This is a genomic window from Bacillus sp. FSL K6-3176 (assembly GCF_038003325.1).
Lineage (GTDB): Bacteria > Bacillota > Bacilli > Bacillales > Bacillaceae > Bacillus > Bacillus altitudinis.
In genome coordinates, this window is sequence record NZ_JBBOOX010000001.1 from 3,616,048 (window position 1) to 3,628,797 (window position 12,750).

The 12,750-nt window shown below is 41.3% G+C and carries 12 protein-coding genes; 3 read left to right on the plus strand and 9 right to left on the minus strand.

Annotation, left to right across the window (positions count from 1 at the left end):
• Position 1 precedes the first annotated feature (1 nt).
• The 8 genes from MHB38_RS18800 to MHB38_RS18835 all read right to left on the minus strand — a co-directional run bounded on the left by MHB38_RS18800 (position 2) and on the right by MHB38_RS18835 (position 7,904).
• Positions 2-1,102: a DNA alkylation repair protein gene (locus tag MHB38_RS18800; protein ID WP_377862879.1), complete on the minus strand. Its 1,101-nt coding sequence runs from the start codon at positions 1,100-1,102 to the stop codon at positions 2-4.
• 108 nt (positions 1,103-1,210) lie between these two features.
• Positions 1,211-2,539 (minus strand): GntP family permease, encoded by a 1,329-nt coding sequence (locus tag MHB38_RS18805; protein ID WP_008347326.1) that lies wholly within the window; start codon positions 2,537-2,539, stop codon positions 1,211-1,213.
• A 24-nt stretch (positions 2,540-2,563) separates the two neighbouring features.
• Positions 2,564-4,108, minus strand: coding sequence for a gluconokinase (gntK, locus tag MHB38_RS18810; protein WP_025208252.1), 1,545 nt, complete (start codon positions 4,106-4,108; stop codon positions 2,564-2,566).
• 185 nt (positions 4,109-4,293) lie between these two features.
• Positions 4,294-5,127, minus strand: coding sequence for a MurR/RpiR family transcriptional regulator (locus tag MHB38_RS18815; protein WP_034646848.1), 834 nt, complete (start codon positions 5,125-5,127; stop codon positions 4,294-4,296).
• Between the two features lie 116 nt (positions 5,128-5,243).
• Positions 5,244-6,179: a nucleoside hydrolase gene (locus MHB38_RS18820; RefSeq protein ID WP_249476668.1), complete on the minus strand. Its 936-nt coding sequence runs from the start codon at positions 6,177-6,179 to the stop codon at positions 5,244-5,246.
• Between the two features lie 99 nt (positions 6,180-6,278).
• Positions 6,279-6,764 (minus strand): hypothetical protein, encoded by a 486-nt coding sequence (locus MHB38_RS18825; RefSeq protein ID WP_017368376.1) that lies wholly within the window; start codon positions 6,762-6,764, stop codon positions 6,279-6,281.
• A gap of 76 nt (positions 6,765-6,840) precedes the next feature.
• On the minus strand, positions 6,841-7,323 hold the full coding sequence (locus MHB38_RS18830) for a DUF1433 domain-containing protein (protein WP_017368377.1): 483 nt from the start codon (positions 7,321-7,323) through the stop codon (positions 6,841-6,843).
• 83 nt (positions 7,324-7,406) lie between these two features.
• Entirely contained in the window at positions 7,407-7,904 is a 498-nt protein-coding gene (locus tag MHB38_RS18835; RefSeq protein WP_007497257.1) for a hypothetical protein, read from the minus strand.
• A 131-nt stretch (positions 7,905-8,035) separates the two neighbouring features.
• On the opposite strand from MHB38_RS18835, the gene MHB38_RS18840 reads away from it, so the two are divergent.
• From MHB38_RS18840 to MHB38_RS18850, 3 genes are all read left to right on the plus strand, one after another.
• Positions 8,036-9,520: a lipase family protein gene (locus MHB38_RS18840; protein ID WP_052321118.1), complete on the plus strand. Its 1,485-nt coding sequence runs from the start codon at positions 8,036-8,038 to the stop codon at positions 9,518-9,520.
• 12 nt (positions 9,521-9,532) lie between these two features.
• A complete protein-coding gene (locus MHB38_RS18845) occupies positions 9,533-9,943 on the plus strand; it encodes a hypothetical protein (protein WP_041092638.1) in 411 nt (136 codons plus the stop codon).
• A gap of 82 nt (positions 9,944-10,025) precedes the next feature.
• The gene (locus tag MHB38_RS18850) at positions 10,026-11,702 is read left to right on the plus strand and encodes a hypothetical protein (RefSeq protein WP_099496966.1); all 1,677 of its coding nucleotides are present in this window, start codon (positions 10,026-10,028) and stop codon (positions 11,700-11,702) included.
• Between the two features lie 15 nt (positions 11,703-11,717).
• On the opposite strand, the gene MHB38_RS18855 is transcribed toward MHB38_RS18850, so the two are convergent.
• Positions 11,718-12,617: a LysR family transcriptional regulator gene (locus MHB38_RS18855; RefSeq protein WP_017359912.1), complete on the minus strand. Its 900-nt coding sequence runs from the start codon at positions 12,615-12,617 to the stop codon at positions 11,718-11,720.
• Between the last annotated feature and the right edge of the window lie 133 nt (positions 12,618-12,750).

Below are 12,750 nucleotides of genomic sequence, written 5' to 3' on the forward strand. Positions count from 1 at the left end.
CTCAGTGGCGGGTTTTTTCATGAGCAGCTGCTGTGACTTCGAAATCAACAGACGCTTTTGGGATGCCGTTGATGATGATGGTTAATGTATGAATGCCCTCATAATGCTTTCTCGTTGTCATATTTTGAAACGACTGTGACCGGACAAATTCTCTATGCAGCGCCGATCCTGTTTCAAATTCTGTGATTTTAAATACCTTTTGATTGCGTGTACCACGAGCTTTCACGTAATCAATGGCATACTCTACGCGCAGCTTTAATGGCTTATCAACCTGAAGAATAAAATGAAAGGTCAGCTTCTCTCCAATACGTACGGGGTCTTGCGTCACCTTCAAATCCGTTACTTGGATAGACGGATCATCTCCATAGCCAAATAAAGCCATGATATCTGGATCGCCTTTTTTCAATAACGTACGGGATGCATGTTTGACAATCCAGTTTGTATGTTCATTGGTTCCATACCAGCTTTTGACCATTTGCTTCATGAGGTCTGGCTGAATTGCAGAAATATCATTTAAATGATTCGCTACACTTTTTTGCACATATTTGGCCGAATCTGACTTCAAATTTTCTAGAATGGGCAGCGTGACAGAAGGGTCCTTTTTCAGCGCAGGGACGGATAATCCCCACGGCAAACGAGGCCTGCATCCTTCACTAGCGAGACGGCGAATATGTTCATTTTGATCCTGTGACCACACAAGCATCTGCGCCAGCATTTTCTCTTGATCTTGTATGAGAAAAGGTCGAACGGCAAATTCAGCAGTGGAAAACGGTGTAAAGAATTCAAGTGCTTTGATCGAAATATCCCAATGGTCAACACCATATGTCTCGACATAGTCTGGAAATACGAGCGCACTGAGCCCTGTAAAATGCGGTGCTGTCTGACGCAGTACATCGATTGCCTTCTCATAATCCTCAGGCAGACAGGCGTGCATCGATTCAGTTACTCTTCTCATTCGTCCTTTCAACTCCAGCTGCTCCCAATCCTCTTGAAACACGAGCTGCTGAAAGTGATCAGCATCAAATACAGTTGACGCTTGCGCAAGTTTTTCTGCTAAATGTTGAATAAATGATTCATTATATACATGTTTTAAAGGTTCGATCGTGTCCGCCTCCCATAGCTCAATATCATTATTTTATCCTAAATTGTCAAAAGCGGCATAACAACAAGCTAAAACAGCCCAATTCCGAAGAATTGAGCTGTTGTCCCGTTATATAAACATATTAATAATCATAATAAATGCAATGGCGCTAACGGAAATGATGGTCTCCATAGCCGTCCATGTCAAGAACGTCTCTTTGATGGTCATACCAAAATACTCTTTGATCAGCCAAAAACCAGAGTCATTGACATGAGACAAAATCAGTGAACCCGCTCCTGTTGCTAAAACAAGCAGCTCTCTGCTCACATCCGGCATGGATGCAGCGATTGGGGCTACAATTCCGGCCGCTGTCATCATGGATACTGTAGCTGATCCTGTTGCCACACGAATAACCGCAGCAATCAGCCAGCTAAGTAAAATCGGTGAGATTGGGGAGTGTTTGGCTAAATCAGCAATATAATCCCCAACGCCTGAATCGATCAGTACATTATTGAACGCTCCGCCTGCACCAATCACAAGCAGAATGGAAGCGATTGGTCCCAAACAATCGTTACTGAATGACAGCACTCGGTCACGGCTCATCCCTTGTATAAAGCCAAGACTAAAGAAAGAATACACTGTCGCAATCAATAAAGCTGTTATGGGATCTCCAATGTACTTGAACATCTGATACCACATACTATCCTCTGGCAAAATAATGTCCGCCAACGTGGCAAGCAACATAAGAATGACCGGCACCAAAATGGTAAACATCGTATTCGCAAAACCAGGAAGCTTCCGATCAGCATGTCGTTCCGTGAATTGCTTTCTGAGCAGCTCTGGAACTGGTTTATGTATTCGCTTTCCAATCCACTTACCATACAACGGTCCAGCAATAATAGCTGTTGGCAAACCGACGATGATTGAAAAGAAAATCGTTTTCCCCACGTTGGCATGATAGATGCCTACTGCTGCCATTGCAGCTGGATGAGGCGGGACTAACCCATGCACAACAGACAAGCCTGCGATTAATGAAATCCCAATCGTCACAAGCGAAATGCCCGTTTCAATCGCAATGGTAAAGAGTAAAGGAATGAGAAGAACAAATCCGACCTGGAAAAAGACAGGTATCCCCACGATAAAGGCTACAAACATCATCGCCCAATGCACATTCTTCGTCCCAAAACGACTGATGAGTGTTTGAGCGATCCGCTCAGCGCCCCCTGACTCGGCCATCATTTTCCCAAGCATGGTCCCAAGCGCTAGCACTATCGCCAGTAATGATAACGTGTTCCCTAATCCCGTTTTAATCGATTGAATGATTTCCTGTAAATCCATTCCTGTAGCAAAACCTACTAGCATAGAGGTAATAATCAAACTCACAAACGGATTCAACTTAGCGACTGTAATGAGAATGAGTAAAAGGACAATCGCCGCAATCACAATGAATAAAAGCATGTTCTCCCACCTTTTCCCCGATGTTTAACGATTTTGTTTTAATTGCAACGCACTAATGACATCAAATTCATCCTTCAGTTTGTCATAGAGACGCTCATATAAATAAAATAGCTCTATGTATGTTTCGTTGTTCTTCATATTTGGTTCATGGCGGGCAGAAATACGAATCCATTCCTGCACCTCTTCTATCTCTTCCATATGACCTAAACTATGAAGTGCAAGGACAGCCGCCCCAAGTGCGGAAGCCTCATAGCTTTCTGGAACGAGCACTTCTCTACCCATCGTATCTGCCAAAATCTGTCGCCATAGAGGGGATCTCGCAAATCCACCAGAAGCCCTGACATCCTTCGCTGGACCTGTTAAATCTCTTAGTGCCACACCGATCGAGAATACACTCATAATGACGCCTTCTAACACGGCTCTAATAAAGTGCTCGCGCTTATGCTGAAGACCAATCCCAAAGAACGTGCCTCTTGCGTTTGGATTCCAATAAGGTGCTCGCTCACCTGTTAAAAATGGTAGAAACAGCAGTCCTTCTGAGCCAGCTGGAACCTTTTCTGCAATATCAATCATCAGATCGTAAGGGTCTACACCTAGACGCTTTGCTACCTCCACCTCTGACGCCCCAAATTCATCCTTCAGCCATCTCAGCATAATCCCGCCGTTATTGGTCGGCCCTCCGACCACCCAATGCTTGTCCGTCAATGCATAGCAAAATGTTCTTGATTGCTCATCTGTAATTGGCTGATCTACGACTGTACGTACTGCACCACTTGTCCCAATCGTGACTGCTACCTCACCTTTGCCAATCGCACCAACACCAAGATTCGCTAGGACACCGTCATTTGCACCCACAACAAATGGTGTATCTTCTTCAATGCCCATTCGCAGCGCAATTTCTGGCTGAAGACCACGCAGCTGATGCGTCGTTGGAACAAGTTCAGACAACTGATTCACCTGAATTCCTGCAATGCGTAGTGCCTCCTCGTCCCATTGAAGCGTTTCCAATCGGAACAGTCCTGTTGCTGATGCGATTGAATAATCGACCACATACTGACCAAAGAAATGATAAAGAACATACTCTTTGATGGAAATGAATTTTGCTGCCTGATTGAAGACGTCAGGTGTCATTTCCTTGATCCATCGTATTTTTGAAAGCGGTGACATTGGATGGATCGGTGTTCCGGTTCTTTTATAAATTTGAAAGCCATCTAAGTCCGTTATGATTCGTTTCGCTTGTTCTGCACTTCTGTTATCAGCCCAAATGATACTGTTTGTTAATGCTTTCCCATTCTCATCCATGACGATTAAGGAGTGCATCGCCGTACTAATCCCCACACCTATGAGGTTTTTTGCATCAAATGCTGCTTTCGTCAATGCGCCTCTTACACTCGCAATCACAGCATCTAAAATATGTTCAGGGTTCTGCTCAACCCATGCTGGCTGGGGGTGAATGAGGTCATAAGGAACAGAATGCTTTGATATGACTTTCCCCTGTGGTCCAAATAGAACCGCCTTTGTACTTGTTGTTCCAATATCCAAACCAATTACCGCCTGGTTTCCCTTCATCTGTATCACGCCCAATCATTGATTTGAAATAAAGTGTCGTGGTGCTGGTGTACCTGATAAATCCCATTATAGGAATATTTTTTTCGACATTCAACGATCAAAAAGAAAATAATTTTCATTTAAAACCTTAGAATCGTTACCACAACAGCATTTTTCACTAATAGAAAAATTTATTTTTGAAACCATTACACTCTTTTTTGAGAAATGGTTTCTCTCATTTGCTTTAAGTTTGTTAATGTTTCCTGCTGCCTTAAATGTGCAAGCGCAAAATATAGCACATCAATCACAGTAAGCTGGGCAAGCCTAGCAGACATCGCTTCCGTTCGGAAAGCCGTTTCTTGCGTTGATGTATACAGCGTGACATCTGCAAGCTGACTCAATGGAGAACGCTGATAGCTTGTAATGCCTATGGTTTTCGCTCCTTTTTCCTTGGCTGTTTTCATCGCATCCAGCAAATCCTTATTTCGACCAGAATGAGATATACCAAGCACTGTGCTCTTTTGATCAAGCAGACCTGCCGACATCGCTTGAAAGTGAGAATCTGTATGAACAATACAGTTGATGCCTGTTCTCATAAATTTGTGAAAAGCATCTGTGGCGATGAGGCCAGACCCACCGCTGCCATAAAACTCTAAGCGCTCTGCTTCATGGATTAATTGTACGGCTTTTTCTACATCTTCTGGATTCAACAATTGAAAACTATCCTTTAATGCAGTGATGTTCGCCTGAAATACCTTTTGCATAAAAACGGCAGTATCATCGTCAAGACTCATCTCTTCATCTACATAATCAGGCTTCGTTTGGTCTATTTCCTGGGCAATAGCAATCTTCAAATCTTGATACCCCTCAAATCCAAGCCTTTTACAAAGACGAAAAATCGTTGCCTCTGAGCTCGCTGTCTTTTTGGCAAGCTCGACAATCGACAAATGGATGATGTCGCGGGGCTCACTTGTAATGTGCTCAGCAATTGCTTTCAGTTTTGGCGGCAATCCTCTGCTTGCTGCCCTTATCTTATCCATACTACTTAAACTGACAGAAGCCAATTGACTTCACTCCTTCCTCATTCATGTGAGCGCATACATTTCCTCATGTTCCCATCTTATAAAAAAGAAGCCTGTTTGCACAGACTTCTTTTTTAAGAATTCAAGACTTTGATCATTAAATCAAAAAACCCTTCAGCATCTACATCCATACACACTTGAAGATTGCGATCTTTTCCCCATTGATGCTGAAAATCACATATCATTTGACCATCGCAGAACTCACTCTTCGTCTCCACTTCTACATGAAAAGCCTGTGTATTCACAAGTTGTTTATCAATTGCAAGACTTACAGCAAGCGGATCATGCATGGCACATGCCCACACCCCGTTCCGCTCAAAATAGCGCTGGCGGTAAATGCTTGTGCTCTCTCTGATATAACTGGCTAACGTTTCATTTTGAATGGCATCAATTCTCTCATCCGTTAACAAGACCTGTCTCGTGACATCCAGCCCTACTTGAGTCAGTGAAGGGAAACCAGCCTCCAGCACCAATTTCGTCGCTTCTGGATCTGCATATGTATTAAATTCCGCAACCGGTGTGACATTTCCCTGTCCCTGCACGACACCCCCCATAAAAATGACTTCTTTCACATGATGAATCAGCTCAGGGCATTTTTTTACCGCAAGGGCTAAATTCGTTAACGGCCCTGTCAACACGAGCGTAACCTGCTTCGAATACTTCAGCACTTGGTCAATGATAAAATCAGACGCAAAACCTTCATCTGCGGTCTTCTTAGGCCGGGCGTCCTTTAAAGCGCCGCCAATTCCATCCTCCCCATGCACCCGATGTTCATAATGAGGGGCTCTCAAAAGAGGCGTTACTGCACCTTTGATGACAGGGATTTCCTCTGCCTCAACCAGCTCAAGCACTTTACACGTATTCAATGTCGCCGCTTCAACAGACACATTCCCGCACACCGTTGTGATCCCCAACATATCAAACCGCTTACTTTTCACTGCAAGCAAAATACCAATCGCATCATCAATTCCAGTGTCTACATCCAAGATCAATTTCTTTTTATTTGCCATGTTTGAAAGCTCTCCCTTGTTTGTAAGTCTTGTTAGGGGAATGATAGCATATTATTTTGGTCATCGTTTTTGAAAGAACATACGGCTAACGGATATTTTTCACTCTTTTTCTCCAATGTCTCTAAGATACTGTTCTCGTTCCTCCTTAGTAAAACTTTTAAGGTAATTTTCTTTCACTTCCGGCTCATCTTTATATTCTTCCCAATCTATAAAGCGGTCTGATAAGTCAGGGTCATAACTCATTGAACCGATTTTTTTAGCTCTATATTGTAAAGAAGCTGAGAAACCGTACTTTTCCGGTTCATCATTTATATATCCTCTAATTACGATGTAGCCCATTGGATCAATAGTTACCCTCTTCTTAAACGTTATGGTCTTAATAAAGTGATGGATGTCTTCTTTGCGTAAACATTCTTCTATTTTAGGCTTCATTTTTTCTGCGAGCTCTTCTGCTTTTTCTTGATCACTCTTTGCTTTTACCACATCATTTGATTTACTTTGCTTATTGTGCTGAGTGACTAACGAAGTCACTGAGACAATGATGATAACGACCAAAACAGATACAAGTTTTAAAGTATTTTTCATACAACGCAACACTCCTTACAATCAAAACTTCTCATAATGATAATAAAAAAATAAAACAGGTGGGTAGACACCTGCTTCACTCTTTTTCTCCAATGTCCTTTAGATATTGCTCTCGTTCTTTTTCAGAGAGTCGTTTAAGATAGTTTTCCTTTAATTCTGGTTCATCTTTAAATTTGTCCCAATCTTTAAAACGATATGACAACTCAGGATCATAACTCATTGAACCTATTTTTTTAGCTCTATATTGTAAAGAAGCTGAAAATCCGAACTTCTCCGGTTCATTATTTATATAGCCATCGATTATAATATCCCCCATAGGATTGATGGTCACTTCTTTTTCAAACGTTATGGTTTTGATAAAGTGATGAATATCTCTTTTGTGTAAGTGCTCTTCAACCTTAGGTTTCATCTTCTTTGCAAAATCTTCTGCTTTTTCCTGATCACTTTTCTCTTCCACTACTTCATCTGACAGACTCTTATTAATGTACTCTACGATAAAAACAGTTACTGAAATGATGACGGCCACAATTATAATAGAAAACTTCATTGTATTTCTCATAAAAAGCAAAACTCCTTAATGGATTTTTAATCCATTGACTAATGAAATTGACAAAATAAAAAACAGGTAGGCATGTACCTGTTTTACTCTTTTTCTCCAATGTCCTTTAGATACTGTTCACGTTCCTTTTTAGAGAGACTATTCAAAAAATCTTCTTTCACTTGCGGATCAAAATCATCCCAGTTCTCGAAACGGTCTGATAAATCAGATGAAATGCTCATAGAACCCACCTCTTTAGATCTATATTCTAATGATGCAGAGAACTCAAATCTTTCTGGTTCACCATTCACGTATCCTCTAATTCTTATATATCCCATTGGATTAATGGTTACTCCCTTTTTAAAAGATATGGTTTCGATAAAATTATGAATATCCATTTTACGTAAACGCTTTTCTATATTCGGCTTCATTTCCTCTGCGAACTCTTCTGCCTTCTGTTGTTCATTTTTCTCTTTTTCTTCCAAGATAGCCTTTCCTCCAGATTCATTTGTTTGAGATTGCTTACCATTTAAAAGAATCAGTGTAACTGAAATGATAGTAATAATTATCAAGACAATTATAATCGAAATTTTATTTCTCATATGAAATATCTTCCACCTCTTAAAAGTTATAATATTCTTCTTTAGAGATTACTTAAATACTGCACTTATTATAGATATCTATATCTTTCTATAATATAATATATATGATAAATATTACAGGAGTGTAAAAATTGACCACAAAAAGCTCAATTAATCAACTTAGCGATAAAGATTATAATGATATATCGTCAGAGTCTTATGATATTTCCAATTATTCCCACAAGAAAGATATACGCTTAAAAAGCGGTAAAACCATGTATGTCGTCGACCATATAGAAACCAAAAAAGGCCTTAATGCACTAACCCTTGTCTCGAGAGAAGATTATCGTAACTCAAACAAAGGCAAAGACCTCACAAAAATCAAAAACGCCGTCATCGCCTACCGCGGGTCAGAACCGATTGGCGCAGGCCAATATAAAGATACCATTAAAAAACATGGAAAAAAAGAGTCAGATGATCTTCTTTCTACCATTTTGACAAAGCTGCCTCCTTTTAGCCAGTCAGAGACGTCAAAGGAAGTCACGACGAAGGTGACGACAGGGACAACGACCTATACAAATGAGATTGTACAAGATTGGTTGATTTCAGATACGAAGTATTTGATTAAAAATATCCCCTTTGAACACGGTGCAGAGAATCAAATGGTGCAGGCGGACCGGTATGCAAAAGAGATCCATAAGAAAATGCCGAATGCGAAGATGTATGTGACAGGGCATTCACTTGGCGGGTCAAATGCTTCTTATGTTCTTGTCAAAAATGATTTTATTAAAGGCGGGGTCACCTTTGAGAATCCGAATATTTACCCAAATCTATCGGATGGTCTGCAAGCCAAAGCATTAAAAGGTGATTACCGTAGTAGATTAACAGAATATATCAATCTCAATGACGGGCTTTCTCTCTTAAATCGTCATACGACAGAAATCGGTCGTGTGAAAGTGATGTATGATGCCGCTTTACCTGAAGGCGTCGATTACACTGAGGACTCCTCAAAGGCCGTCCAATTTATGAAAAATCTCCTCAATCGGGCAATGAGTGTGAATCCTTCACTTGATGCGAATTTATTTCTTGAAGCCCTCGCCGGCAGCCATGGCTTAGACCGGTATTCCTTTTCGTCAGATGGCTCCGTTCAAACCATTGATGATATGTTGAGAAAAAACCCTTCTCTCACTGCCGCCATGTTACATCAATTGAGCCAATCAAATGTTCACCCGCAAAGTGTGGTAGCGATTTTAATCAAGTCGCATGTTCTTATGAACACAGGTCGTACATTCTCCACATATGCCGAGCACCATATGCAGCAAATCATTCGCAAAATTGAGAAACTCGATGACAAAGTGGATCAATCAGTGGAACGCGTTCGTTCAAGATACAAACAAATTGTCGGTTTTGGCTCGTATGATCAGCTGACGGCTTCAGATGTGGATGCTGTCATTCGCCACTTAAAAACAGAGGGTCTTGACAATGAGTTCTATTCAGTTAAAAAGTATGATGCAGCGATTGATCATGCGATGGATATGAAAAGGTGGATGGACTCAATATCAGATGATATGAGCCAGCTAGGAAAACAATACCACGATGCAGATACGGCCCTAGCCAAGAACATGGGTATTTCTTAAGGAGAACGATAAATGGAATTTTCAAAGAAACAACCAACAGATGCAGATCGTTTTTTGCAAAGAATGACAGATACGCATACATCAAGCTCCATTTTCTCAAAAGCAAACTTTAACACGGAAGACATGACACCAGCAGAGCTGGCTGCTTTGAAAGCAAAGATCAAAGAAGAACAGAAAACAGCGCTGATCAGAGCCATCCGGCATCAACTTCAAAATGAATTTGCAGAGGATCGTCAAGAAGCCAAAAAAATAGTAGATCTAATTGATGACCTTCTGATTAACGTGTACAAACATCAAAGGAACATCCAAACCCATATGTCAGGTGAAGCCATTGACGCGTTAATAGAGAAAATCGAAAAAAGACTCACATTTTTTGAGCTGAAAGAAGATGTTCAATCAGCCATTGATTCGATCGGCATTTAAATGAACCTGCCATCCGGTGAATCTTTTCCCCGTCTCACTCGTATATACTAAAAGAGTGATTGATTTGAAAGGAGATCTGTTTGTGGGATATATGTTGTTATTTTCGGTTGTGATCGGTCTTGTCCTGACCCTTTTGCTCACACCACTCAGGTTAATCGTTAGAAAAAAAGGGACTGAACAACAGGTGCCGCTTATGTGGATTGCGGGACTTGCCCTGCTGTTTATCATCGGGATTTTCGGCTTCTACTACATCACCAATTTAGACCGCAACCCATCATCACTGTGGCTCATTGGACTTGTTGTGACAGCAGCAGGTGCCTTTTTATCAGTGGGATTGGAGCGGAAGATCAAGGGCGTTTTATTTCTCATATTATTGTTGCTCGGTGTTTATATGGCAACCGCTTTTCTATTCAATGCAAATGAGAAATTCGACGTGTCTAAGATGGATCAAAAAGTCGAAATCAAAGCGTTTGATGAGACAGAAACACCTGCGAGTGTACCACCGCAATTTGCTCGCAATAAGATGAAGAAATCGTTCGGACAGGTGCCAAACACGAGCTACTACGAGCTGGGTAGCTTGCAAATTCAGAAGGTCAATGGTGAGTATGTGTATATCGCTCCCGTCGAGTTCTCCGATTTCTTTAAATGGATTCGTTCTGGTAGCACACCGGGTTACTTTACATTAAGTGCGACCGACTCATCTGCCAATCCAAAGTTTGTGAAAACCGAGATGGTCTATACGCCTTCTTCCTATTTCAATAAGGAAATTGAGCGGCATATCCGTCTTCAGTACCCAGATTTGATTTTCTATGGAGACACGCAGCTAGAGATCAATGATGATGGCAAGCCTTATTACATCCAAACATTTGGGGATTTCATCACTGCACGAAACGGGTTTAAAGCTTCAGGTGTGGTTGTTGTGGATGCCAAAACAGGTGAAACGAAGAAATACGCCTTAGACAAAGTACCAGCCTTTATTGATGGCGCTGTTTCGCCAGAGGCTGTCAGTCTGCAGAATAGTTACTTCGGCAACTATGTACATGGTTTCTGGAACAGCCTCTTTGGAAAATCAGATGTGAAGCTGCCTTCTGATGAGGGGACTGAAGCCAATGTAAGTCCGGTGTTTGATTCAAAAGGGGATATGTATTACTTCACAGATTTCACGAGTCCAAAAGAGGGCGTTGATTCCATGCTCGGGTATGCACTAACAAATGCCCGAACAGGAAAAGCCACGTATTATACGGGTAATCTTGAAGAATCCTACATGGATTCACAGGGAGCTTTGCAAATTATTGAGAAACGATTTATCGAGAAGAAATGGAAGGGCCGCATGCCGATTCTTTATAATTTCTATGGGGAAGCTAGCTGGCTTACACCTGTTCTCGATTCAAACGGGTTCCTGCAAAACTACTTTATTGTTTCGGCAGCCAATCCTGAAATCGCCGCATATGCTTCTACACCAAACGAAGCACTAAGAGCCTATAAAACAGCTCTTCAAAAAGGCGGCGGTACCGTCAATAGTTCATCGAAGCAAGAAAAGAAAGAGTCAACAGGTAAAGTGAAGAGGGTGTATAAGGAAAAGACCGGTGATTATACAACCGTCACCTTCTTACTAGACGATGGGAAAAACTACACGATGTCTTCTGAAAAAGAGCCTCTTATTATTTATTTAAAAGAAGGGGATCAAGTCATCATGAAGTACACAGATACAGGTGAGATTTTCCTACCAGTCGATGAAATCAACATCAAAGGATTATAAAAAAAGACGTTTCTCCTACTGCGGAGAAGCGTCTTTTCTCTCTTTTCTCAACAACTCAACAAGCAATTCCTTATTCTTATTCCCACCTGTCATCGGGGATTCAACATAGGAAAATGTCCGTTTAAAGTCCATTCCCCTCACAGAAATGACAGCCAATTCCCCGCCAATGCTGCCCCGCTGGAGCACATATTTAGATAAAACAGACAGCCCCATTCCATGAATGACAGCTTCTTTAATCGCTTGATTGCTGCTAAATGTCACAAAGGTTCGCGCTTTCAGTCCATTTGATTTCAGGACGTGCTGTAAGTATTCTCCTGTCCCAGATCCTTCTTCTCTTGTGATCCATGTTTCATTTTGCAATTGATCAATGGTGACATCCTTTTTCTTTGCAAACGGATGGTCTAATGGTGCAACGATATACAATTCATCCTCTAGAAACGTTTCCACAGAGAGTTCTTTGTCATTGGTTTGTCCTTCGATCAGTCCGATGTCGACATGGAATAAGCGAACATGTCTGGCAATCGCCTCTGTATTATCAATAACTACCTCAATATCAACATGCGGATAAAGCTGATGAAATTGTGCCAAGATTTGCGGCAGCACATACTCCCCAATGGTAAAACTCGCTCCAATCGTGAGCTTCCCTCGTGCCAGATGATGATGCTCATAAATATCCTGCTTCGCCTGTTCATATAAACGAATGATTTGTTTTGATCGATGGTACAGCATATCCCCAGTTGGCGTCACCGTTAATTGCTTTGGCGAACGATTAAGCAGAACAGTCTGAAATTCCTGCTCCAAGTTCTTAATGTGAAGACTGACACTCGGTTGAGAAATCCGCAGCTTCTGAGCTGCTTTAGTAAAGTTTTTCTCTTCTACCACTGTCACAAATGTCTTCAGTGCATCATAATACATCTGTCCCTCTCCTATCAGAAATCTTAATCCTACATCTTCAATACATATATCTTACTAATTCCTTTCGAGATCGTAAAGAACAGTCTAAACGCAATCAATTTAATAAAAATATTTACTAATATTTTTAAAGACT